This is a genomic window from Aliamphritea spongicola (genome assembly GCF_017051665.1).
Classification (GTDB): Bacteria; Pseudomonadota; Gammaproteobacteria; order Pseudomonadales; family Balneatricaceae; genus Amphritea; species Amphritea spongicola.
In genome coordinates this window covers 142664-166321 of sequence record NZ_JAFIDL010000008.1, presented here as the reverse complement: position 1 = coordinate 166321, position 23658 = coordinate 142664, and the positions used below count along the sequence as shown (strand labels likewise).

Genomic DNA, 23658 nt, shown 5'->3' with positions numbered 1-23658 from the left:
AGCTCAGTTTCGGTCACCGGAGCACTGCAGATCAGGTTACCGGTCAGTCAGCCAGCCCGCTGGCTTACACCAGCTCACCACGTGCCGGATAATCCTTTTCCACCACGAAGTTAACGGCACCCAGTACCTCACGGAACAATGGGCGAGCAAATGGCATAGTGCTGATCTGCGCCCAGTACAGGGTGTTATCCGGGCGTACCAGGAACAGGCCCGGTTCGCTGAATTCAGCCGGTTCTTCAATGCCGATAGACGTCAAACCACGGCCGGCAGAACGGTGCAGACCCCAGGCCTGAGCCTGTTCAGCCGTTAACCCGTAGCCCAGATTAATATTCTTCAGTTCCCAATCCGCCAGCGCCTGTTCAGTGCGGGCTTTATCATCACTGCTCAGGGCCAGTACAGACACGCCTGCTGCAGCAAAATCACCGGCCAGCTTATCCAGCTCTTTCAGATACTTGGCACACAGCGGGCAATGCAGCCCCCGGTAAAACACCAGCATCGTAAAATGTTCCGGAGTCTGATCTGATAAAGACCAGCTACCATTAAGCGTTTCCACATTCAGCGCCGGCACAGCCTGACGGGTCTTCAGCACAACCATTTTGTTCTCCAGAAAACTGACATTTTGATAACTGCTACTTTACCTCCGCACAATGTACGATTAGTATGCATTTTGTGCGGATTTACTATCACTTTGTACCAAGATCATATTCACCGATAGTTATCTCTTTGTTTTAACAACCGGATCACAGCCACTATGGATCGTCTTTCATCACTGCTGCAGACTTTCACCCCTACGGCCCGGCAAATCGGCATGCTGGAGTATGGCCCCCACGGTATGCTCTTACCGGAAGGCTCTAATATTCTGTTCCTTAATAAGGGACAACTCAGCATCGATGAAGCCCCGGAAACAGACATCCGCTGTGGCGACCTGCTGTGGATTACCCATGATGACTACCGCACGCTGTCCAGTCAGAGCGAAGATCTGCAACTGCTGTGCTGCAACATGGACTTTGGCCCCAGCCAGCTGAATCCGGTGTTCGACAAACTGCCCCCGGTGGTACAGATTCACGCGGATGATCAGGCCCGGGAAACCCTCAATCCAACCCTGCAATTACTGCTGCTGGAAAGTATGCAGCACCGCTGTGGTCATGAAACGGTCCTTAACCGGCTGGCGGAAGTCCTGCTGGTACATATGCTGCGCTTCCTGATGAAACATCAGTTGCTGGAATACGGTGTGATTGCCGGGCTGTCGGACATTCGGCTGGCACGGGCAATTACCGCCATGCACAGCCAGCCGGAACAGCGCTGGAGTGTTGAGACTCTGGCCAACGAAGCAGGCATGTCCCGCACTGCTTTTAACCAGCACTTCAGAGATACCGTTGGCTGTCCGCCGGGAGAATACCTGACCCGCTGGCGGATGCGGCTGGCTTGCCAGCTGCTGGAAAACAATCACCTGAGTATCGGCCAGATCGTCGACCAGTTAGGTTACCTGAGCGATACCGCATTCTTCCGGGCATTCCGCAAATCCGTCGGTGTCTCCCCGGGACAATACCGCCAGCAGGCACTGACCCACCAGGGTGGATAAGGCTAAAGTCTGAGCTGCCGGGGCGATAACCTGATCTATAGTAGGTATCCGGCAGACGCCATCATCATAAAGACAGGTACGCATATGCTGACACTGGCATTCGATGTTTACGGCACGCTGATCGATACCAGAGGTGTGGTATCACAGCTACAGGACATGATTGGTCCACAGGCAGAAACCTTCTCCCGCTGCTGGCGGGATAAACAGCTGGAATACAGTTTTCGCCGGGGCCTGATGCAGGATTATAAACCCTTCAGTGATTGCACCCGGGACGCACTGCAATACACCGACAGCTTGCTCAAAACCGGCCTTACTCAGGCACAGCAAACACAACTGATGCAAGCCTATACCCGGTTACCTGCATTTGCTGATGCGGTTCCGGCCCTGACCGCCTTACAGGCAGCCGGCCATCACCTGTACGCATTCTCAAACGGCCAGGCAGAAGCGGTGACTGCATTACTGCAACAGGCCGGCATCCGCAGTTACTTTGAAGCGGTCATCAGCGTCGACACTGTCCGCAGCTTCAAACCTTCCCCTGATGTGTATCAGCACTTTTTACACAGTGCCCACAGCCACCGTCAGCACACCTGGCTGATCTCCGGCAACCCCTTCGATATTACCGGTGCCCGCCACGCAGGCTGGCATGCCGCCTGGATTCAGCGCGACCCGGCGCTGCCTTTTGACCCCTGGGAACAACAACCGGATCTGATTCTTCCCGGGTTGGAAGCACTGGCTGATCATCTGCCACGAACCTGACCTGCTAGCGGATACCGGCACCTGTGACCGCCGGTCTGCCCAGCTTACGGAGCTTAGGGCTATGGTACGCCAGCAGCCCCAGTAATAAGCCCCAGAATGCACTGCTGATCCCCAGCAAACTCACACCGGAAGCCGTCATCAGGAACGTCAGCATCGCCGCCTCCCGCTGGCTGTCTTCACTGAACGCCGCACTCAGGCTGTTGGCAATGGTGGATAACAGTGCCAGCCCGGCAATGCTCATAATCAGTGCCTGCGGGAAGGCTGCAAACAACGCGGCAACTGTCGCCCCGAAAATTCCCGCCAGCACATAAAACACACCGGCCCAGACCGAACTTCGGTACCGCTGTGCGGCATCCGGATCAGCCTCCTCACTCATACAGATGGCCGCTGTAATGGCCGCCAGACAATAGGAAAATCCCCCCAGCGGCGCCAGCACAACCCCCGCCAGCCCGGTGGTGGAAATCAGGGGAGACACCGGTGTGTCGTAACCGTTGGCGCGAATCACCGCCACCCCCGGCACATTCTGCGACGCCATCGTCACTACAAACAGGGGAATCCCCACGCCAATCAAAGCCGTAAGGTTAAATTCCGGCATGATAAACAGCGGCATGGCCAACTGCAGCTCCACCCCCTGCCAAGCCAGCTCCCCCGCCAGCCCACAGCCAGCAATGCCGATACATAACACCAGCGGAATACAGTAACGGGGCAGCACCGGCTTAAGCAGCAGATAACTGCCCAGCATTGTTATCACCAGCCAGAAGCTGGTCTGCGCTGCCAGAAACAGATCCAGCCCGAAATTCAGCAACACCCCGCCCAGCATGGCAGCCGCCAGCGGAACCGGCACCTGACGCATGATCAGGTTAAACCATCCGGTCAGGCCACAAAGCGCAATCAGCCCGGAACTAAAAATGAATACCCCCACGGCCTGCTGCATATTCAGCCCGGCCATCGCAGTCACCAGCAGAGCAGCCCCCGGTGTGGACCAGGCGGTCACCACCGGCTTTTTGTAATACAGCGACAGTCCGATACTGGTTGCCCCCATACCAATCCCCAGCGCCCACAGCCACGAACTCAGCTCAGCGGCTGTAGCGCCTGCTGCAGCGGCGGCCTGAAACACGATGATTGCCGAACTTGAATACCCCACCAGCACCACAACAAAACCTGTGGAAATATGGGAAAGATTTAACCACTGCCGCATATGCACCCCGGCCTTTAGATTTTTTTTGTCAAATTAATCTTCAATACTTTGTGCGTTATAGCGCACGATATAGACAAGCCTAGCAGCTGTGCGCTATAACGTACAAGCCCTAATTAAGCGGAATGAATATGCAGGAAGTTAATACCTACCTCTCCGGTGCCCTGAAAAAGGCCCGTAAAGACAGAAACCTCAGCCTGGATAAAGCCGCCAAAGCGACCGGCGTCAGTAAAGCTATGCTGGGGCAGATAGAACGGGGGGAATCCAGCCCGACACTGGCAACCCTGTGGAAAATAGCCAGTGGCCTGAATCTCTCAATGTCCGGCCTGCTCGGCCCGGCACTCAGCGGGCCACCCACGGTATTCAGAAATGCAGATGCGTTACGGGAGCAACCTACTCAGGACCGGATGCTGGTCGCCACCCTGTTTCCGTTTAATCCGACGCTGGGTTTTGAAATGTTTGAACTGACTCTGTTACCCGGTTATGAACGCTATTCAGAACCCCACGAACCCGGTGTAACTGAACACGTTGTGGTTATCGAAGGGGAAGTGGAAATATTTGCTGATGACCAGTGGCAAAAACTGGCAAAGGGTGACGCTATCCGTTTTGCCGCAGACCGCCCTCACGGCTACCGGAATCTGAGCAACACTTCCGGGGTTTTCCACAACCTGATTCACTATCCGCCACGCTGAATATCCACCGCAATTTTATCACTGGCTGTTCCCTGACCATTCCCCGGAAACGACCGGTTAATAAGGGATACAGCCATTGATACGCAGACTGCAAACAGACTTACCCACAGAATTCGGGGATGACTTTTCTGCTTCAGGGCTTTCTGAAAAATATACTCACCGTGCCTAAAGTCATGCCCCACTTACTGACCCGGGCGCGGTTCACCATTATCTTTTCATCCAGCAGATACATGCGGTCATCAAAATGAACCCGCCAGCTACGCCCCTGAATCAATAAATCCATACTGTAACGCCACGAGAGCATATGCCGCTGGCGGACACCCTGTGCCTGTCCCTGAATATCGGCTGCAGTGCCTGTAAAGCGGTTATCACCTTCATCCGTAATCAGCCAGATCCGCTGACTCTCTTCGCCATCATCGTAGTAAAAATCTTCTGTCAGGCGTAACCGGCCGTCTTCAGTCTCTCCGTGTATACGGACTTTGAAACAGCGCCGCAGCTTACCAAAGCGATCTTCGAAAATGCCATACGCCTGGGTTTCACCCTGAAAATAGTGATAAATATCCAGCGCAGACGGCAAGCTTAATCCCGGCGCATCTGCCCCGTTCTGTTTGCCGGAAGAATGAGATAAAGGCGGTTGCTCCATAGAAAATACCTGCTGACAATCACACCCTGTGTACGCAGCAAACCAGCAAACAGATCAGCACGGCCCTTTAATTTATACCCTCAGGCCTCAACCGGCTGACCGTCCCAGGCAAACACACTGCCTGAGTCATGCGCCTGTAACTGCCCAATCACCTCCAGTAATGCAGCCGCCGCAAACTCCGGAGTAAATAACTTACCGGCAGGGACATTCCGCTGAAAAGGTCCCGACAACCCACTGTCGACCGTGCCGGGATGCAACCCACACACCACCATCTCCGGCCGGCTGCGGCGCACCTCTATGGCCATGTTCTTCAGCAACATATTCAGCGCGGCCTTGCTGGCCCGATAGCTGTACCAGCCCCCCAGACGGTTATCAGAAATACTGCCCACCCGGGCAGATAACGCGCCAAACACACTGTGACTTCCGGAGCGAAACAAAGGTAAGAACGCCCGGGCAACCAGCATCGGCAACAGCGCATTCACCTGCATCACCTGTAAAAAATCATCACTGCTAATATCTGAAAGGCGCTTTTCTGGCTGCAGCGTCCCCTGATGCAATAACCCTGTTGTCACCAGCACCATATCCAGCGGCTGCTCCACGTGGCTAACCCCTGCTGCCAGCGAATTGACGCACAATGGATCGGCCAGAACAGGCCTTATTTTTTCAACTCCCACAATGCCTGAAAAACTCACCGGCTGCCGGGCAAAGGCGTACACCGTATTCACATTTTCACGGGCCGCCAGCGCCGTCACCAGCGCACGGCCAATGGCCCCGCTGGCACCGATAACAGCAACATTCATGGGCTGGGTGAAATACTGCATAATGACCTCCTCTTAATCCCGGAACCAACGTGAACCGCCAGCCGGAGAATTCCGTATACCCTGTTCCTGTAAACTGAAAAAGGCGCTACCCGTGCAAAAACCTCAGGTATTTTTTGATGGCAACTGCCCACTGTGCCGAAAAGAAATCGGCCATTATCAGCGGCTTGATAAAGCCCGGCGGATAAACTGGCTGGATTTACATCAAGCTGCACAGATGCTTGAACAACACGGCATCAGCAAACGTCAGGCGATGCAGGTCTTACATGTGACTGACGAGCAGGGTGCGCTGCACCGGGGTGCGCCTGGCTTTATGGTTATCTGGGACCATCTGCCGGGTTACCGTCATCTGGCATCTGCCGTGCGGCTGTTGCGGCTGGAATCCGTCATGCAGTCTGTTTATCTGCGTTTCGCTAAATGGCGCTTCGGCCGCCGTTGCCGGTCCGGCTGCTCTGCAGAGCAGTAAAAATCATTTCCAACCCTGCAACCAGACGCCACTGTTTTTCAGCTCCCGCCAGTCGATGGGATAGTCATTGCCACTGATAACCGCCTGCAGAACACAGCCGGTTATCCGGTTGGCTTCATCCCGCAACAAGGTTGTCACCATAAAGTGCCGCTCGCGGTTTTGTGGCTTAACAGCCGTCCACTTACTGAGCAGCAACTTATCGGGGTTCAGCCTGCGCATCTTCAGAAACCGGTCACCGGCTGCACCAGACGGCCCAGTAAGGTGGTAAATTTCAGCGGCGCATCCGTGGCAATCAGACAGATACAGTCGACATTACTGTCCACCAGCGGCTGGTGCTCAACCTGCTCATCCAGATCCGCAATGTCTCCCCGGGCAAACCGGCCGATTTCATCACAGAACGACCCCTGTAATACCAGGGTCAGCTCATTGCCTTTATGGGTATGCGGCAAAATATTTTTGCCAGGGGCAATGCGCATCAGCCGGGAAACACCGCCGGACTGGCAATCAAGGTCGTAATAACTGATCCCGGACACCAGTTTCTTCCAGGGCACATCTTCCAGCGCATAAGGCAGGTAGTCCCCCAGCGGAGCTGGTAAATGACTGCCGGTTTGCCGGGCTCTTTCTTCAGGCGCAGTCTCTTTCCGTACAGTCTCAGCCTGTACTTCTGCCATGGTCTCAGCCGATACATCCAGCATAGCCAGCAGGTTATCCAGTGTATCTGCAGATACCTGTGCCGGCGCCAGATCTTCCAGCAACGAACCACCCACGGCTTCCTGGGCTGCCGCGCGTTCACGGCACTGCGGGCACATTGATAAGTGACAGGCAACCACCAGCGCCATGCCCTGCGACAGGGAGCCGGCGGCATAACTCAGCAAAGTTGCCTCATCAAGATGGTGACGAATACTCATACGTCCCTCCAGGCGGCTTTAATTTTTTCACAGGCAAGGCGTATCCGGGACTTTACACTGCCCAGGGGAATTCCCAGCCTTTCCGCTATCTCACCGTGGGCTCTGCCCTCGTAAAATGACATATAAATCACCTGAGCCTGATTCTCCGGCAAAGTCTCGATAATGGCCCCTAAATGGCCACTTACCACCAACTGTTCACCGGCATCTTCAGAGGACTCATCAATCTGATCAAAGGTTTCATCAAACGAATATTCCGGATACTTTTGCTTACGCATCCAGTCGATACTCTGATTCCGCGCCAGGGTAAAAATCCAGGTGCTGGCCGCTGCCCTTTCAGGTTTATACATGTGAGCCTTGCGCCACATCAGTAACATGGTTTCCTGCATCAGCTCTTCAGCCACACTTTCCACCAAACCGAGGCGCAGAATGTAAGCCTTTACCCGGGGCGCAAAATGCCCGAACAGGCTGACGAACAGCTGCTTATCCTGTTTTTCGCCCAGTGCTGCCAGCAATGCGCTCCAGTCATTCACTGAAGCAGATTCCGGTGCATCTGCGGGCTTTAATGCAACAACATTATTCACAGTTTTATCCGGTTGCTCGTGATTCATAACCCCTTCTACGCCACCAGTGCTTATTTAGATCAGTTGTCATTAAAATAGCTCAAACTGACAGATATGATACGGACATCGCCTTTTTTACAGCTAAAATATCCAAATTAATTAATAACATAGCTTATTTAATCAAACACCACGTGATCTGATTTGTTCATTACGCCGTAGATACAATCAACACAATTCAAAACGGACCGAGCCATGAATGTATCTGCCATAAAGCCTAAAAAGATCGCAGTGATCGGTTCCGGTATATCCGGGCTGAGTTGCGCATGGTTACTCAACCGGCAGCATCAGGTCACGCTGTACGAAAAAGATGACCGCCCCGGCGGCCATGCAAACACCATCAGCTTTGACCTGAACGGCCAGCATATCGACGTGGATACCGGTTTTATCGTTTATAACCCGGTTAACTATCCCAACCTGGTTGCACTGTTTGATCATCTGAATGTTCCGAATTGCGAAACTGAAATGTCATTTGCCGTGTCGGTTAATCAGGGCGAACTGGAATACTCCGGCTCAGGTCTGGCCGGGCTGTTCGCTCAAAAACGTAATCTGTTCCGGCCATCATTCTGGAACATGCTGAAAGACCTGCACCATTTCTACCGCCACTCCCTGCTGATTCAGCAGGAAGCCCACATCCGCCAGCTCAGCCTGCGTGAATTACTGGCTGAACAGGGCTACAGCAGCAGCTTCATCTATCAGCATTTACTGCCTATGGGGGCCGCTATCTGGTCAACACCGGTCGAACAAATGCTGGATTATCCGGCAGACAGCTTCATGCGCTTCTGTGAAAACCATGGCCTGCTGCAGGTAAAAGACCGTCCCCAGTGGCGCACAGTGGTGGGCGGCAGCCGGGCGTATGTGAGCAGAATCGCAGCCGAGCTGGATGATATCCGGCTGAACAGCCGTATCCACCGCATTATCCGCCAGCCGGGTAAGGTCACCATTGAAGACCTGCACGGCGGCCAGGAACACTTCGACGATGTGGTGCTTGCCTGCCATTCGGATCAGGCGCTGGCCATGCTGGACAAACCCAGCCAGGCAGAACAGGCATTACTGAGTAAACTCCCCTATCAGCGCAATCAGGCGTTTCTCCATCTGGATACCCGCCTGATGCCCCGCCGTAAGGGGGTCTGGTCAAGCTGGAACTATCTGGCAGAAGGCCGGCAGCACGAACAGGAAGTTGCCGTCACATACTGGATGAACAAGCTTCAGCCACTGCCTACCGACACACCAATACTGGTATCCCTCAATCCGCCAACTGAACCGGCCCGGGATACCATTATTCACAGTCAGTTTTATGACCACCCGGTCTTTAATCAGCAGGCTCTGGAAGCCCAGAAACAACTGTGGCAATTACAGGGCCAGCAAAATACCTGGTTCTGCGGTGCATACTTCGGTTACGGCTTCCATGAAGACGGATTGCAGGCAGGCCTGGCGGTTGCCGAACAGCTGGGTGGAACCCACCGCCCCTGGATAGTCCCCGGTGCCAGCGGACGGATTCATACCGCCGTTGCAGGACACACCGCCACCGAGGTACGCCGGCATGGCTGAAAAACAGCCCCTGCAATCAGGGATATATACCGGCAAAGTCATGCATCAGCGTTTGCTGCCAAAACAGCATGGTTTCAGCTACCGGACATTCTCCCTGTGTATTGATCTTGATGAGCTGCCCCGCTTACAGCAACTGAAACTGTTTTCGGTGAACCGCTTTAACCTGCTGTCATTTTTTGAAAAAGACCATGGCAGCGGCAACGGCGAATTAGCCGCCGGTGTGCGCAAACTGCTGGCAAGGCGTGGCTATGCTCATGCCTGCGCCCGGATCAGACTGCTGTGTTATCCGCGGATTCTGGGCTACGTATTTAACCCGCTGAGTGTCTACTTCTGTTACGACGCGGATGACCAGCTACAGGTTATCCTCTATGAAGTGACCAATACCTTCAGGCAGCGTCACACCTACCTCATTCCCGCCGGCAGTGCGGAAAAATTACAGCACAGCTGCGACAAACAAATGTACGTCAGCCCCTTTATGCCGCTGGATACACGCTACAGCTTTACCATCCGGCCGCCGGGCAGCGCCGTCAGCGTTGGCATTCGCCAGCACGACCTGCAGCAACAGCTGTTATTCAAAGCGACGTTTGCAGGCCAGCAGGAAACATTCTGCGACGCCGCCCTGTTAAAACTCTTTATCAGCCATCCACTGATGACACTTAAAGTCATGGTTGGCATTCACTGGGAAGCACTCCGGCTGTGGCGTAAAAAGCTCAGCCTGCAGCCCAGAGAAAAAGGCCCCAGGAACAGTATCAGCTGGTACGACCAGAACGGAGACTTCCATAATGAAAGCCTGTGAAATTAAACACCCGGTGAAAACCCCAGACTGGCAGGAAAAGCTGTTCCTGCGCTACCTCAGGGGATTTGAAAACCGCCTGCAGGGCAGGCTGGAACTGCAGCTGCCCTCCGGATTCATCTATCAGGCAGGCCAGCAGTCAGCGCCGGCAGCCACATTGCGGCTTAACAGCTGGTCGGCACTGAAAAGCCTCTTTTTCGGCAATATCAGTGGCTGGGCACAGGCCTATGTAAAAGGTCACTGGGACTGCAACGACCTGACCGCCCTGACCCGCTGGGCGCTGGCCAATGAATCACTGTTGGAGAGCATGACCCGGGGCAGCCGGATCAGCACCCTGCTGGACAACCTGTATCATTTCCGACGGGATAACAGCCGCACCGGCAGCCGTGAAAATATTGCCGCCCACTATGACCTGGGGAATGATTTCTATGCCCCCTGGCTGGACAAAACCATGAGCTACTCAGCAGCCATGTTCCGTCATCAGGATGAAGACCTGGCACAGGCACAGCACAACAAATACGGTCGTATTCTGGAGTTACTCGGTGCTGGCAAGGATGAACACATCCTTGAAATAGGCTGCGGCTGGGGCGGTTTTGCCGAACAGGCCAGCTGCGAACATCAGCTCAGGGTTCACGGCATCACCCTGTCGACAGAACAGCTGAGCTGGGCCCGCACACGCATTGCCAACGCAGGAAAACAGGACGATGTCCACCTGAGTCTGACCGATTACCGGGACCTGCACGAACAGTACGACGGTATCGTCTCCATTGAGATGTTTGAGGCGGTGGGCGAAAAACACTGGGACGAATACTTCCGGGTACTGCGCCGCAGCCTTAAGCCAGGCGGCAGGGCAGTTTTGCAGGTGATTACCATTGATGATCAGCGCTTTCACAGCTACCGCAAACAGGCAGACTTTATCCAGCGCTACATTTTTCCGGGGGGTATGCTGCCCAGCCGGGAAGCATTGCACAATACCTTTGCCAAACACGGCTTCACACTTAACCACGAAGAGTTTTTCGGCCTGGATTACGCCCGGACGCTGAACATCTGGCGGAACAGTTTCGAGCAGCACTGGCCCACTATCAGCCAGCACGGCTTTGATGAAGAGTTCCGCCGCCTGTGGCGCTATTATCTGACCTACTGTGAAGGGGGATTCCTGTCCGGCAGCATTGATGTGGGCCTGTTTGTGATTACGCCTGAGCAGACTCAGGCAATGCCAGTTTCTGACGGATCCGGCGAATAACACGCCCCAGCAGGGGCAAACGTTCCAGCAGCAAACTGGCATCCCAGTAATCCGCATGCAGCAGCACCCGACCTTCTGAATCCAACACTACCCGGCTGACACCGTCGATACTCAACTGACCTGTCAGCTTACTGTAACCACTGAATGTCCAGTAAATAAAACCACCCTCCTCTGTTTCAGCTAACTGATGTACTGCAAAACCGACATCATCAAGGCGGCTGTACATATCCTCAAAGATACGCAGAAAAACCGCCCGGCCGGTTACCCGGTTAAACGGATCGCTGAACACGGCCTGTTCACTGAGCAATGCTTCCAAATGGTTAACTGTATCGGGGGTAAGTTCAGTGAGCGCCTGTGCATAACGGGCTAAAGGGGTCATTCAGGGGTGCTCCCGGTAATTTTAGCGATAGCTTTAAAATACCAGTTATACGGCAATAAACGCAGAAATTTCAGCCAGATGACAAACCGGCCGGGAAAGCTGATCTCAAAACGGTCCCGCATCAGGCCCTGTATAATTGCCCCGGCCGCATCTTCCGGCTCCATCAGGGCGGGCATGGCAAAATCATTTTTATCAGTCAGAGGGGTCCGGACAAAGCCCGGATTAATCACCTGAATTCTGACCCCGCTGTCCGCCAGATCCAGATACAGTGATTCACAAAGATTAATCAGTGCCGCCTTACCGGCACCATAAGCAGCAGCTGTCGGCAGCCCCCGGTAACCGGCAACCGATGCCATCACCGCGATATGCCCTCTTTTCAGAGGTAGATAATGCTCCAGCAATGGCTCGATACAGTTCAGGGTGCCGTACAGATTCACGTTCAGCAGCGCCTGGCAGCGCTGTGCTTTAAATGCTTCAACCGGGAACGGGTCGTGGGTACCGGCATTCAGAACCGCTAAATCCGGCAGGGTACCGGCATACTGCCAGCGCTGGAAACAACTCCGGATCTGATCCGGCTGACAAATGTCCAGCGGCTCAATGAGTAACTTCCCGGGCGCATCCGCCAGAGACTGCTGCAGGGCTTCCAGCTCAGTCGCCGAACGGGCAGAGGCCAGTACATCCACACCGGCCCGGCATAACTGCGTCGCCAGCGCGGCACCGATTCCCCGGCCCGCCCCGGTTACCCACACCCGTTCCCAGGGCAATTTCTGATAGTTACTCACAGGCCCTCCGCTACCAGCTGGCAGGTTTCATCGGCAAAGGGTTGTGGCTGATCACTCACCCGGCGGATATGCAGGGTAATTTCTCCAACCCCCAGCCCCAGCTTACTCATCCGGGTGCGGTTGATCAGGTTGTTCTCATCCACCAGATACAGCCAGTCATCCAGCGCCAACTGCCACTCGCTGTCTCCCACCGGCACCCGCAACACATAACGCCAGTGCAGTGTATTCCCTGCCACCCGGCCACGGGCCTCACCGACCACATCGGCAGCTGTACCGGTAAAGACATCACCTTCTTTCTTCAGCTGCCAGCAACGGTTCTGCACCTCACCGTCAGCAAAATAAAAACGCTCATCCAGCACCCCCTGATTCCCCTGCCAGTAACCGTTAATATCCGCACTGAACCGCCGGATCACTTTGCCGCGGTAGTCTTCAACCACACCGGTCGCTTTCAGCTGTCCGCTGAAAAAACGTGTCATCTCCAGGCGGGGGGTATTATCTTTATAGCTGTCCAGTGACACGGCACAGCCCTGTAACAACACAACCATCCCCAGCAACACCAAAAGACACAGGGACAGGGTACGGTAACTTCTCACGGCGGTATTCATTACTCAGCCTCCTCAAGAATCCGGCTCGCCACGTAACTGCTTTGCCATACGCGAATAACGGCCATCATCCGCCAGCCAGATATTAATAAATGCCCGGGCAAAACCGGGATGCTCGACGCTCCCCAGCAACTGGCCGTTAAAATAAAAATCGCCGCTGTCAGATGTCTTCATATGAAAGGTCAGCTGATCATCGGTACGGATATCCGGCCACATGGTCGCCAGCTCCTGCAGCCAAAGCTGCATCTGTGCTTCAGGTACTTTGTTCCTCAGCTGATTAGCGGTTTGCTCGACCAGCACCTGACTGGTGATTTCCCGCCGATAAATTATTTGCAGTACCAGCGGTGCTTTCAGCCCGTCATACTGGCCCTGCAAATTAAAAAGCCGCGCCTGATAGACGTCGTACCAGAGGAAGCTCAGACTGGCTTCCCCCACTGGCCGGAGGCCCTTTGGCAATTCCGCAACTGACGTTACCGGCAGCAGCATAAACAGAGAGAACAAACAGTAACGCAGGTGTTTAAACATAACGTCGCCCCAGAGAATGGCTGAGCCACAGTAACCCCGGAAACATCAGCGCCCAGATCGCAGCCAGTAACAGCACGCTCTCAACATCGCTCCAGCCCAGGGTAACGGCCCCCAGTTCAGCGGCGGCAAAATACGTCGCAGCCCCGGCAACCGCCCCGGACAACATCGCCAGATACCAGCGGCCGACAAAATATTTCAGCCCCTGACGCAGGGTTGCGGCAAAGCCAAGCCAAAGCAGAAAAAGCCAGAACGGCGGTAACAGGGTATCGGGGGAAAAACGGAAGAAACCCAGCAGAGTAAGAAAACTATCAACGATAAAACCAAGGCAACCGCAGGCGGTGATCACCAGTGCCTCAGTAAACAGGTGACGGTGCATTAACAAATGGGCTACCAGCAAGAGCAGAACCGGCCAGCGGGCGCTGTCCGTCTGCAGGATACTCAGCCACCAGAGCAACTGGAACCACAGCAGATTTACCCAGATATTTTCGCTCAGACCATGCCATACATTCCGGTCCATAATCATCACCTCTGAGCATCTTTACGCAGAGGCAACCTTAACGGATCACATACCGCTGTCAGGCCTGTATATAAATAGAGAAATCAGCCGCACATCTGCCGCTGACGGAACTCACTGGGGGAACAGCCAAAACTGCGCTTAAAGCGTCGGCTGAAGTGGCTCGGGTTGGTATACCCCAGGTCATAGCAGATGGCGGTAATGGGTTCACAGGTCGCCAGCCGGCGGGCGGCTTCCTTCATGCGCAACTGATGCTGCATCTCCCCGGGAGAGCACCCCAGCTGCCGGTTAAATTCGCTGTATAACCGGCTGCGGCTCATACACCCCAGCTGACACAGACGGTCGATATCCAGCGGTTCATTCAGCTGCTGCTGTATCGCATCAACCACCGCCGTCATACCGGTATTATCCGGCTGTTCGGCGCAATGCTGCAGAATGAATTCCCGGCCCTGATGGCGCAGCATCCGCATCACCAGTTCCGTCACCCCCAGCTCCACCATCATCGTCCTGTCCGGGTGATTTTCGGCGTACACATGTACCAGATGCTCCAGCAGTGACTGGGTCGCTGAAGCATGGTGAACATGCAGATATTCCGGCAGATACCGCCATTCCCCCAGCCCCTCGACACTGCCCAGTTGCCGGTTCATCCGGTCGGCAATCTGCTGCACCCGTTCCTTACTGATTTCGACCGTCATACAAGTAGTGGGGGACTGATCGCTGGCACCGGGAAAATCGATATTGACCGCTTCACCGGGGGCAATCACAAAGGACTCATGGGGCAGAAAATGCTCCCCCACTTTGCGCCGGCCACTGTGCATAATCTTACGGCCGCTGATCATGCCGCAATACAACAGCTGGTCGGCTTTCAGGCCAACCTTCTCAGCGGGCAAATAGGTATCGTAAATCGACAGTTCCGAATCCGCCGCCCCAAAGCTGACCCGGTTTTCTACCAGCACCTGCGGTCGCCGCAGCTGCGCCAGTCGTTGCGAAGAGATCATATACATATCCTTTGTTGTTATTTTTGTGCAACGCACCAGAACGACAATCAACAGTTCTGGACTGGTGGAACAGTGCTGCAAACTGCCCCCGCGTATGCTGTTCAACAGCTGATTACTTATCAGACAAAAGTATGTGCATTACCGGAAAAAAACAATAAGAGGTCGACTAAATGATATATGCAAAACCTGGTTCCGCCGACGCCGTTGTCAGCTTCAAAGCCCGCTATGAAAACTTCATCGGCGGTGAATGGGTCGCACCGGTTAACGGTCAGTATTTCGATAACCCCACCCCGGTAACCGGCGAAGTTATTTGTCAGATTCCCCGCTCCGGCGCCGAAGATATCGAACTGGCACTGGATGCCGCCCACGCTGCCAAGGCAGACTGGGCAGCCACCTCAGTCACTGAACGTTCCAATATCCTGCTGAAAATCGCCGATGTGATTGAAGCCAACCTTGAGGCGCTAGCCGTAGCAGAAGCCTGGGATAACGGTAAGGCCGTTCGGGAAACCCTGGCAGCTGACGTGCCGCTGGCTGCCGACCACTTCCGCTATTACGCCGGCTGTATCCGCGCGCAGGAAGGTGGTATCGGCGAAATTGACGCCAACACCGTGGCCTATCACTTCCATGAGCCACTGGGCGTCGTCGGCCAGATCATCCCCTGGAACTTCCCGTTACTGATGGCCGCCTGGAAACTGGCACCGGCACTGGTCACCGGTAACTGCGTGGTACTCAAGCCTGCTGAACAGACGCCGGCCAGCATCCTGCTACTCACCGAACTGATTGCCGACCTGCTGCCGGCGGGCGTACTGAATGTGGTTAACGGTTTTGGTCCAGAAGCCGGACAGGCACTGGCGGCAAACACCCGCATCGACAAGATCGCCTTCACCGGTTCCACTCCCACCGGTTCACACATTCTGAAATGCGCAGCGGAAAATATCATTCCATCCACCGTAGAACTGGGGGGCAAGTCGCCGAACATTTACTTCTCCGACGTGCTGGATCAGGAAGATGAATACGTCAGCAAATGTATTGAAGGGGCGGTACTGGCGTTCTTCAATCAGGGCGAGGTCTGCACCTGTCCGTCCCGCCTGCTGGTGCAGGAAGACATCTACGATGACTTCATTGCCAAAGTCATCGAGCGCATGGCACAGATCAAACGGGGCAACCCGCTGGATACCGACACCATGGTAGGTGCACAGGCGTCACAACAGCAGTACGACAAGATTCTCAGCTACTTTGAGATCGCCCGCCAGGAAGGCGCACAGGTACTCACCGGCGGCAGTGCTGCCGCACTGGAACAAGGGTTCAATGAAGGTTATTACATTGAGCCAACCCTGCTGAAAGGCAACAACAGCATGCGGGTCTTCCAGGAAGAGATCTTTGGCCCGGTGGTATCGGTCACAACCTTTAAGGATGAAGCCGAAGCACTGGCGATCGCCAACGACACCGAGTTTGGTCTGGGTGCCGGCGTGTGGACCCGGGACATGAACAAAGCCTACCGTATGGGCCGGGGCATTCAGGCCGGCCGGGTATGGACCAACTGTTACCACATGTATCCTGCCCACGCGGCATTCGGCGGTTACAAGAAATCCGGGGTTGGCCGGGAAACCCACAAGATGATGCTGGATCACTATCAGCAGACCAAGAATATGCTGGTCAGCTACGACATTAATCCGCTGGGTTTCTTCTGATCAGACTTCACCTTTAACCCTGAACCGGCTCACCTGAGCCGGTTTTTTTATGTTTTCTGTCTCTGCCCGGCTGGCGCTGTTAGCTGGCTAACATTTTTTCCACATTTTTTCCGCCATACTGCCGGCAAATTAACCGATGGCAATACAGCATGTTCGCACTACTCCCGCAAAGTGAAGCCAGTATCTACGGCTTCAAAATCACCGGCAAGCTGTCGCTGGACGACGAAAAAACCATGATCCATCTGCTCAATGATGGCATTGCTGACTACGGCAAAGTCCGGGTTCTGGTGGATATTGATGACTACACCGGCGCATCGGCAACTGCACTCTGGGAAGATCTGAAGTGGATGTCTTCCCACATTACCGCAGTAGAACGACTGGCAATTGTCGTGGATTCAGAAGCACTGGCCTGGCTGATCCGCCAGGACGCCCGCATCGCCAAATACGTGGGCGTAGAAGAAAAACACTTCATGCCGGCGGACACAGATAGCGCCTGGGACTGGCTCACCGCTGACTGAGCAGTCAGGCTCTTCTGCAAAGCTCTTCTGAAAGAGCACTTCTGAAAGGCTCTGCTGAAAAGCTCTGCTGAAAGGCACTGCTGAAAGTGCACTACTAAAAAGTTCTCTGTTGTAGCTTTCTCTGCCACAACACTTGCAGCTGACGGAACCGTCAGCTGCTTTTTTTTGCCTGCCCTCTACAGGGTCACCACTAAGGGCCGGTTCTCACGGGGATGGCGCATCACCGTGACATCAATATCGTAAAGTGCCCGAATCTGCTCCGGTACCAGTACCTGATCCACTGTTCCTTCAGCCACCAGCCGGCCACCACCCAGCAGGACAATCCGGTCAGCGTACTGCGCTGCCAGATTCAGGTCATGCAAAATGGCCAGCACTCCGGCACCGTCCCGGGATAACCGCCGGGCCACCTCAAGGGTCTGATGCTGATGGGACAGATCCAGTGCAGACGTCGGTTCATCCAGCAGTAAAAAACGCTCTCCCGCCGGACACGGCTCCCAGATCTGCGCCAGCACCCGGGCTAACTGTACCCGCTGCTTTTCACCGCCGGATAACGCCGGATACAGCGCTTCACTCAGGTGTGCCACATCCAGTAACTGTAATGCCTGAGATACAATTTCCCGGTCACGTACCCGGCCGGTGCTGTGGGGCAGCCGCCCCAGCATCACCACTTCCGCCACACTGAACGGAAACACCAGCTCAGATGACTGGGGCAGCACCCCTACCATCCGGGCAATCTCACCGGCAGACCAGTCTCCGTAATGACGCCCGTTCAGGTGTAACTGGCCGCTGAAAAACCGCTGTTCACCGGCCATAATCTTCAGCAGTGACGATTTACCCGCCCCGTTGGGGCCCAGAACAGCAACCATTTCACCGGGCTGAACCTGAACAGTAACGTCATCCAGAATGGCTTTGCTGCCCGCCTGAAAACAGATATGACTTGCGCTGAAACCCATAAAAAAGACCTCCGTTCAGCCCAGCTTGCGGGCACGGTAAATGACCATGCCTATAAAGAACGGCCCGCCAATGATTGTCGTGATAAGCCCGATAGGCAGTTCTGCCGGCGCGATCAGCGTCCGGGCCAGCATATCGGCACAGAGCAGGAACAGTGCCCCCAGCAACGCGGATGCAGGTAACAGATAGCGGTGATCCGGCCCCAGTGTCAGACGTACAATGTGCGGGACGATCAAGCCAACAAAACCGATCATGCCGGAGACCGCCACGCTGGCACCAACCCCCAGCGCCGTCAGTAAAATAATCCGTTTCTTCACCGCTTCAATGCGCACGCCGAGATGCCGGGCTTCCGACTCCCCCAGCAACAGGGCATTGAGGTTTTTCGCCTGCATTGGCAGGCCCACCAGCGTCACCGTGATCAGCACACCTGCAGCAATGACGGTTTCCCAGGTCGCACCTCCCAGGCTGCCCATACTCCAGAATGTCAGGGTACGCAGCTGGGCGTCATCCGCCATGTATGTCATAACACCCACGCCGGCCCCGGTAACAATACCAATGGCGATACCCGCCAGCAGCATGGTTGTTATAGAGGTGCCATACCGGGTGGTGGCGATTCTTGCCACAATGAGGGTCGTCAGAAATGCGCCGGCAAATGCAGCAACCATCAGCGCATAGGGCCCCAGCCACTGATACACAACGGAGAAATAACTGCCGCCCAGTACAATCACAGCCACCGCTGCCAGCGATGCCCCGCCGGTGACACCGATCAGTCCCGGGTCAGCCAGGGGATTTCGGAATAACCCCTGCATCGCCGCGCCACACACCGCCAGCGCTGCGCCCACCAGCATCCCGAGAACCGTGCGGGGTAAGCGGATTGATTCGACCACCAACTGCATATGCGCAGGCACATCTGCCACCATCACACCGATACTTGCCAGTACCGCATAATAGGACTGCGCCATGCTGATGGACATCGGCCCGACCCCCACAGACAGCAAGACACTGAGCGTCAGGGCCGCCACCAGACTCAGCAGCGACCACTTCACCCGCCGCTCCCGGGCGGTTAATACCATGCCTGTCATCACTGTACTGTCTGGGCTGAGTGCTGAGCTGACAGCTGCCCGGCGTCCGGATAAAACGCCCGGATCAGGCCTTCCACCGCTTCACCGATCCGCGGGCCAAAGCCCAGCATCAGCATGCCATCCATTTTCACCAGCCGGCGCTCGGCCGCTGCCGGTGTCATGGCAAAGCCCGGCTTGGACAGAATTTCACTGTTTACTTCGTGATTACCTTCCCGGGTCATCATCAGAATGATATCCGGCCGGGCCGCAGCAATCGCTTCATCCGGCATGGGCTTATACCCCTCGAAACCGGATGCAGCATTTACCCCGCCGGCCAGACGGATAACGGTATCCGCGTGGGTGTTTTCACCGCCGATAATGGCACTGCCGTTGGCATTGCTCAGCACAAACATCACCCGTACCGGCTGATCAACCGCTTCCAGCTGCCGCTGTGCCTGAGTCACAGAAGCATCTACTGCGGCCCACAGCTCATGCCCTTCTTCAGGTTTATCCAGCAGTGTCGCCAGCCCAATGATTTTCTCCCGCACCGTGGCCAGCGTTGGTGCCGCGCTGTACTGATGAATCATCACCCCTGCGGCAGTAATCTGACGCAGAGTTGTATCCGGACCGGAATCTTCCGTGGCAATCATCACTTCAGGTGCCAGTGATAAGGTGCCTTCTGCGGAGATATTTCGCTTATAGCCTATCTGAGGCAGCTCCCTGGCCCGCTGTGGATAACCGGACGTGGTATCCACCCCGACCAGACGGTGCTCTTCCCCCAGCGCATAGATGATTTCGGTCAGGGAACCGTCGGCAGACACAATGCGCTCCGGCGCCGCCTGTGCCAACGGTGCCAGCATCATCAGCCCGGCCAGCAAAGGCGTAAACAGAGACCGGCGGATCATGCGGCAACCTCCCGCCCCGGCAGGCTCTCTGCCAGATCACGCCAGACGGTATTTTCCGGGTCACCTTCCTGACGCTGGCCGAAGAACTGGGCCACAGTTTCGCCGGCATTGTCATACAGCTCCACCGAAGTAACGATGCCGTCTTCTGTTGATTTACGGATCAGCCAGGCGCTGGCCACACCGCTCTCCAGCAGGTGCAGGTTAAATTCAGGGTCCAGTACATTCAGCCACGGCCCCATTCGCTTAATGGTTTTCACAGGGCCGGTATGAATCTGAATATTGCCCCGGTTACCCACAAAACACATGATGGATAATTCTTTTGCCGCCGCCTGCTCCAGCAAGGTAACAATGCCTGCAGGATCAATCGCCTCGGCATGCGGTGCGCCCACCAGACGGAATGCCTGCTCGCGGCTGACTTTGTGCCGGCGTAACATACCGAAGAACTGATGCACATCGGTCATAGCCAGCCATTCTTCGGTTAACTTCGCCACATCCACCTGTTCATCGGCCGCATATTCCGGTACTTCCCCCGCGTCACTGTAGGTTTGTTCACCGCCCTGCTCAGCGGCACGGAAGGTCTCTACCAGCTCAACGTAGCCCTGTTCGTTACTGTCCGGTTGCAGGAATATCTTCTGGATAGCAGTGCCGGTATTATCAAAAAACTGCAGGCTGAAACGGTCACCCCGGGCGGTTTCTTCCCGCACGGCATAGCCAAATGCCCAGCGGCTGAGCACAATCCGTAAATCAATCTTGCGGTCTTCAGTGATGACCAGCCCCATCGGGCCACCGATACGGACGTTGTCGTAAATACCTTTACGTTCGTGCACAGCATATTCATTTCGGGTCAGGGTCATGATGTAACCCAGCGCTGGCATCGCCCGGATCATGTCGGCAAACTGATCATTCAGTCGCACACTCTGTACTCCGCACTGCTGGTCGATCAGCGCTGCTTCAGATACCTCCAGCTTATGGGCAATATCCCGGCGGCGGATTTCAGGTTCAGCCGCCATCAGCTGAGTAAAACGCTGCTGCAGTGTGCTGTCGGTCAGAGAACGGGTAAATAATTCGGTTAATGGCATTGTCTGTGCTCCACTGTTGCCTGCCTGGCAGGCACATCATCAAAAGTATGTTGTTAACGCGCGATGCCGCGTTGCTTTAAAGGGGGAAAAACAACACGGCATACTGCTTACGCGGGCGGGCTGAAGCCGGTGACCGGCTCCGGCGCCAGTCCTCAGAAGTTATACGAGAGGGATAACCGGTACTCGCGGCCTACTTCCACCGCTTCGGTGTTATCCATCACCCGTTTGTCGCCAAGGTTATAAATCGATGCCTGAATATCGAGGTTCTCCCCCAGGTGCTTGGTAAAGCCAACATTCACCAGGGTATGGCTGTCGATTTCACTGGTATTTGCCGCATCGTTGTACTGCTTGCTCACCGAGCGCACCGCCACATACAGGCTGCTATCAATCGCCGGCAGCATCTGATTCAGTTTCAGGTTGGCGGTATGACGGGGACGTTTGGTCAGTTCTTTACCTTCGTTATCGCCGCTCTTATTTTCGGTATCCAGGAAGGTGTAGTTAAAGCTCAGCTTGCTGGTGTCCGTCACCTGCCAGCCGGCAGATGCTTCCAGACCGTTAATCTGTGCCTTATCCACGTTGTTGTACTGAGCCACCGTCACAAAGCCGTCTACGGTATCAGTGGTGGTGATCAGGTCATCAATCTCGGTATTGAACGCTGCTACCGAAGCATCAAAGGTGTCACCCACATACGCCAGGCTGATTTCCTTGGTTTTGCTGGTTTCCGGCTGCAGATCATCATTACCCTCATAACGGCGCGGGCCGGCTGGGATAACGTACTGGCTGGAACCTTCCCGAATGGACGGGGCGATGTAACCGTGGGAATAACCTGCCTTCATGCTCCAGGCATCATTGATCTGCCAGTTCCAGTAAGCCTTCGGACTGATCTCGCTGTCATAGCGGTTATGGTCATCGTATGCAGCGCCTAACGTCAGGCTGTGTGCGTCGGTCAGGTCGATACGGTCCTGCAGGTACAGCGACCAGGAACGGAATTCATCCGCAAAGTCACGGTCGAAACGGTCAGCGCCTTCAATCCGGCGCTCGATACCGGCACTCAGATAGTTGCTTTCATTCAGCGCACCGTCGAGATCCACTGAGTAGTTTTCTTCGGTGATCTTCCACTCATTAGTGCCCTCTGTCAGGTCTGTCTTGCCCTTAACCGCACCGGTGCTCAGATTGAAACCGCTCACAACGGTACTGTAGTCAACACTGAATAAACGGCGTTCCTGATCCAGTTCATTCTGCACCACGGTGCCCCGGCTGTTATCAATGTCTTCACCGTCTTCATCGCCGGCGATTAAACCGAACTGTAAGCGGCTGACTTCATCCAGGTTAATGCCCAGATCCGCCTGCAGGTTTCTGACATCACGGGCAGACTTAATCGTCAGGCCGTCATCGTCTTCAACCGCATCTGAGTTGCTCTTTTCCAGCGCAATGCTCAGATCAACGGATTCGCTCAGCGGGCCGGCAGCCGTGACAGTAATACCTTCGCCATCGCCACCGCCGGAACCGTCCAGGCGCTGGGCATCCACCGTTACCGAGCCGCTCCACTCATCACCGGCCTGTTTGGTAATGATGTTAATTACACCGGACAGCGCATCTGAACCGTAAATGCTTGAAGCAGCACCGCGGATAATCTCGATCCGCTCAATGTTTTCTACCGGTACCCAGCTATAACGGTAACCCGGGCCAAACGGCAGGTTCCGGTCACTGTTCGGAATACGTTTACCATTCACCAGAATCAGACTGTATTCCGCTTCCATGCCACGGATTTTGATCACTTTGGAAGAGTTGTTACCGGAAATACCGGTGGTGATGCCCGGGGCGGTTTCCAGCGCTTCTACCAGATTGGTTGCACCGCTGGCTTTAATTTCAGCAGCGGTCACCACACTGACCGAACCCGAATATTCTTCAGCCGTCACAGGGGCCTTTGCGGAAACTAAAATGGTATTATCGTCTTCTGCCAGCGAATTTTGGGCGTGCGAAAGCAGCACAGCTGTTGCCAGCAATGAGGGAATGGTTTTCATAATTAAATTGTCAGTTAGTTGTGTACGTAAACGTGCATCAGCATTCACTGATGCACCCTGATCATTCCTTTGAACGATCCACTAACTGGCTGCCGATCTGGTGGCTGGCTTAGCGGGGATATGTAGTGCAGAAACTGCAACGGATAACCTGCTGGCTATCCGGTTAATATTACTTCGTCAGTATCAGCTTGCCGTTACGGGTAATACGCAAACGGTAATCTTCACCGTTATGTACGATGATGATCTGATTGCTCTGTGGCATCAGTTCCTGAAGCTGAATCCGTCTTTCTTCCTGGGAAGTAACTACAACGGGTTTATCGGTCACTTTTTAATTCTCTTATTAAGCAGATTTAGCCCGGAGACAA

28 protein-coding genes are annotated in these 23658 nt (G+C 54.9%); 9 read left to right on the top strand and 19 right to left on the bottom strand.

Features of this window, described 5'->3' with window-relative positions:
- Positions 1–64: 64 nt before the first annotated feature.
- The gene (locus JYB63_RS19510) at positions 65–595 is read right to left on the bottom strand and encodes a peroxiredoxin-like family protein (protein WP_205659601.1); all 531 of its coding nucleotides are present in this window, start codon (positions 593–595) and stop codon (positions 65–67) included.
- Positions 596–751: 156 nt separating this feature from the next.
- On the opposite strand from JYB63_RS19510, the gene JYB63_RS19505 reads away from it, so the two are divergent.
- Entirely contained in the window at positions 752–1582 is an 831-nt protein-coding gene (locus JYB63_RS19505; protein ID WP_205659600.1) for an AraC family transcriptional regulator, read from the top strand.
- A gap of 84 nt (positions 1583–1666) precedes the next feature.
- On the top strand, positions 1667–2338 hold the full coding sequence (locus tag JYB63_RS19500; RefSeq protein ID WP_205659599.1) for a haloacid dehalogenase type II: 672 nt from the start codon (positions 1667–1669) through the stop codon (positions 2336–2338).
- A gap of 4 nt (positions 2339–2342) precedes the next feature.
- Here the strand turns inward: JYB63_RS19500 and JYB63_RS19495 are convergent, their stop codons facing one another.
- Positions 2343–3542 carry a benzoate/H(+) symporter BenE family transporter gene (locus JYB63_RS19495; protein WP_336510911.1) on the bottom strand — a complete coding sequence of 400 codons (1200 nt, stop codon included), beginning with the start codon at positions 3540–3542 and terminating at the stop codon, positions 2343–2345.
- A 122-nt stretch (positions 3543–3664) separates the two neighbouring features.
- Between JYB63_RS19495 and JYB63_RS19490 the strand changes: the two genes are divergently transcribed.
- Positions 3665–4225: a helix-turn-helix domain-containing protein gene (locus JYB63_RS19490; protein WP_205659597.1), complete on the top strand. Its 561-nt coding sequence runs from the start codon at positions 3665–3667 to the stop codon at positions 4223–4225.
- A 133-nt stretch (positions 4226–4358) separates the two neighbouring features.
- Here JYB63_RS19490 and JYB63_RS19485 read toward each other — a convergent pair whose 3' ends face one another.
- Positions 4359–4868: a DUF3833 family protein gene (locus tag JYB63_RS19485; protein ID WP_205659596.1), complete on the bottom strand. Its 510-nt coding sequence runs from the start codon at positions 4866–4868 to the stop codon at positions 4359–4361.
- 80 nt (positions 4869–4948) lie between these two features.
- A complete protein-coding gene (locus JYB63_RS19480) occupies positions 4949–5689 on the bottom strand; it encodes an SDR family NAD(P)-dependent oxidoreductase (protein ID WP_205659595.1) in 741 nt (246 codons plus the stop codon).
- Between the two features lie 91 nt (positions 5690–5780).
- Here JYB63_RS19480 and JYB63_RS19475 point away from each other — a divergent pair, with 91 nt between their 5' ends.
- Positions 5781–6152 carry a thiol-disulfide oxidoreductase DCC family protein gene (locus JYB63_RS19475; protein ID WP_336510910.1) on the top strand — a complete coding sequence of 124 codons (372 nt, stop codon included), beginning with the start codon at positions 5781–5783 and terminating at the stop codon, positions 6150–6152.
- Positions 6153–6155: 3 nt separating this feature from the next.
- On the opposite strand, the gene JYB63_RS19470 is transcribed toward JYB63_RS19475, so the two are convergent.
- From JYB63_RS19470 to JYB63_RS19460, 3 genes are read right to left on the bottom strand one after another with little or no spacing between them, the layout of a single operon-like run.
- Positions 6156–6371, bottom strand: coding sequence for a TIGR02450 family Trp-rich protein (locus JYB63_RS19470; RefSeq protein WP_205659594.1), 216 nt, complete (start codon positions 6369–6371; stop codon positions 6156–6158).
- 2 nt (positions 6372–6373) lie between these two features.
- Positions 6374–7060: a ChrR family anti-sigma-E factor gene (locus tag JYB63_RS19465; RefSeq protein ID WP_205659593.1), complete on the bottom strand. Its 687-nt coding sequence runs from the start codon at positions 7058–7060 to the stop codon at positions 6374–6376.
- Positions 7057–7668 (bottom strand): sigma-70 family RNA polymerase sigma factor, encoded by a 612-nt coding sequence (locus JYB63_RS19460; protein WP_205659592.1) that lies wholly within the window; start codon positions 7666–7668, stop codon positions 7057–7059. The genes JYB63_RS19465 and JYB63_RS19460 overlap by 4 nt, the downstream gene beginning before the upstream one ends.
- Before the next feature lie 204 nt (positions 7669–7872).
- On the opposite strand from JYB63_RS19460, the gene JYB63_RS19455 reads away from it, so the two are divergent.
- The 3 genes from JYB63_RS19455 to JYB63_RS19445 are packed head-to-tail and all read left to right on the top strand — an operon-like array spanning position 7873 to position 11264.
- Positions 7873–9228: an NAD(P)/FAD-dependent oxidoreductase gene (locus JYB63_RS19455; protein ID WP_205659591.1), complete on the top strand. Its 1356-nt coding sequence runs from the start codon at positions 7873–7875 to the stop codon at positions 9226–9228.
- The gene (locus JYB63_RS19450; protein ID WP_205659590.1) at positions 9221–10024 is read left to right on the top strand and encodes a DUF1365 domain-containing protein; all 804 of its coding nucleotides are present in this window, start codon (positions 9221–9223) and stop codon (positions 10022–10024) included. The genes JYB63_RS19455 and JYB63_RS19450 overlap by 8 nt, the downstream gene beginning before the upstream one ends.
- On the top strand, positions 10011–11264 hold the full coding sequence (locus JYB63_RS19445; protein ID WP_205659589.1) for an SAM-dependent methyltransferase: 1254 nt from the start codon (positions 10011–10013) through the stop codon (positions 11262–11264). Before JYB63_RS19450 ends, JYB63_RS19445 begins: the two co-directional genes overlap by 14 nt.
- On the opposite strand, the gene JYB63_RS19440 is transcribed toward JYB63_RS19445, so the two are convergent.
- From JYB63_RS19440 to JYB63_RS19415, 6 genes are all read right to left on the bottom strand, one after another.
- Positions 11212–11643: a nuclear transport factor 2 family protein gene (locus JYB63_RS19440; protein ID WP_205659588.1), complete on the bottom strand. Its 432-nt coding sequence runs from the start codon at positions 11641–11643 to the stop codon at positions 11212–11214. The genes JYB63_RS19445 and JYB63_RS19440 overlap by 53 nt on opposite strands.
- A complete protein-coding gene (locus JYB63_RS19435; protein ID WP_205659587.1) occupies positions 11640–12425 on the bottom strand; it encodes an SDR family NAD(P)-dependent oxidoreductase in 786 nt (261 codons plus the stop codon). The genes JYB63_RS19440 and JYB63_RS19435 overlap by 4 nt, the downstream gene beginning before the upstream one ends.
- On the bottom strand, positions 12422–13030 hold the full coding sequence (locus tag JYB63_RS19430) for a DUF3833 domain-containing protein (protein WP_205659586.1): 609 nt from the start codon (positions 13028–13030) through the stop codon (positions 12422–12424). The genes JYB63_RS19435 and JYB63_RS19430 overlap by 4 nt, the downstream gene beginning before the upstream one ends.
- 12 nt (positions 13031–13042) lie before the next feature.
- Positions 13043–13552 (bottom strand): chalcone isomerase family protein, encoded by a 510-nt coding sequence (locus tag JYB63_RS19425; protein WP_205659585.1) that lies wholly within the window; start codon positions 13550–13552, stop codon positions 13043–13045.
- On the bottom strand, positions 13545–14069 hold the full coding sequence (locus tag JYB63_RS19420; protein ID WP_205659584.1) for a DUF2878 family protein: 525 nt from the start codon (positions 14067–14069) through the stop codon (positions 13545–13547). Before JYB63_RS19420 ends, JYB63_RS19425 begins: the two co-directional genes overlap by 8 nt.
- A gap of 83 nt (positions 14070–14152) precedes the next feature.
- Positions 14153–15064: a helix-turn-helix domain-containing protein gene (locus JYB63_RS19415; protein ID WP_205659583.1), complete on the bottom strand. Its 912-nt coding sequence runs from the start codon at positions 15062–15064 to the stop codon at positions 14153–14155.
- 170 nt (positions 15065–15234) lie between these two features.
- On the opposite strand from JYB63_RS19415, the gene exaC reads away from it, so the two are divergent.
- Entirely contained in the window at positions 15235–16755 is a 1521-nt protein-coding gene (exaC, locus tag JYB63_RS19410) for an acetaldehyde dehydrogenase ExaC (protein WP_205659582.1), read from the top strand.
- 149 nt (positions 16756–16904) lie between these two features.
- A complete protein-coding gene (locus JYB63_RS19405; RefSeq protein ID WP_205659581.1) occupies positions 16905–17273 on the top strand; it encodes a SpoIIAA family protein in 369 nt (122 codons plus the stop codon).
- A gap of 176 nt (positions 17274–17449) precedes the next feature.
- Here the strand turns inward: JYB63_RS19405 and JYB63_RS19400 are convergent, their stop codons facing one another.
- The 6 genes from JYB63_RS19400 to hemP form a co-directional block, all read right to left on the bottom strand.
- Positions 17450–18226 carry a heme ABC transporter ATP-binding protein gene (locus tag JYB63_RS19400; protein ID WP_205659580.1) on the bottom strand — a complete coding sequence of 259 codons (777 nt, stop codon included), beginning with the start codon at positions 18224–18226 and terminating at the stop codon, positions 17450–17452.
- A gap of 15 nt (positions 18227–18241) precedes the next feature.
- Entirely contained in the window at positions 18242–19306 is a 1065-nt protein-coding gene (locus JYB63_RS19395; RefSeq protein ID WP_336510909.1) for a FecCD family ABC transporter permease, read from the bottom strand.
- Positions 19306–20190 (bottom strand): heme/hemin ABC transporter substrate-binding protein, encoded by an 885-nt coding sequence (locus JYB63_RS19390; protein ID WP_205659579.1) that lies wholly within the window; start codon positions 20188–20190, stop codon positions 19306–19308. Before JYB63_RS19390 ends, JYB63_RS19395 begins: the two co-directional genes overlap by 1 nt.
- Positions 20187–21269 (bottom strand): hemin-degrading factor, encoded by a 1083-nt coding sequence (locus JYB63_RS19385; RefSeq protein WP_205659578.1) that lies wholly within the window; start codon positions 21267–21269, stop codon positions 20187–20189. The genes JYB63_RS19390 and JYB63_RS19385 overlap by 4 nt, the downstream gene beginning before the upstream one ends.
- A gap of 152 nt (positions 21270–21421) precedes the next feature.
- Entirely contained in the window at positions 21422–23341 is a 1920-nt protein-coding gene (locus JYB63_RS19380) for a TonB-dependent receptor domain-containing protein (protein ID WP_205659577.1), read from the bottom strand.
- Between the two features lie 121 nt (positions 23342–23462).
- A complete protein-coding gene (gene hemP / locus JYB63_RS23670) occupies positions 23463–23618 on the bottom strand; it encodes a hemin uptake protein HemP (RefSeq protein ID WP_205659576.1) in 156 nt (51 codons plus the stop codon).
- Between the last annotated feature and the right edge of the window lie 40 nt (positions 23619–23658).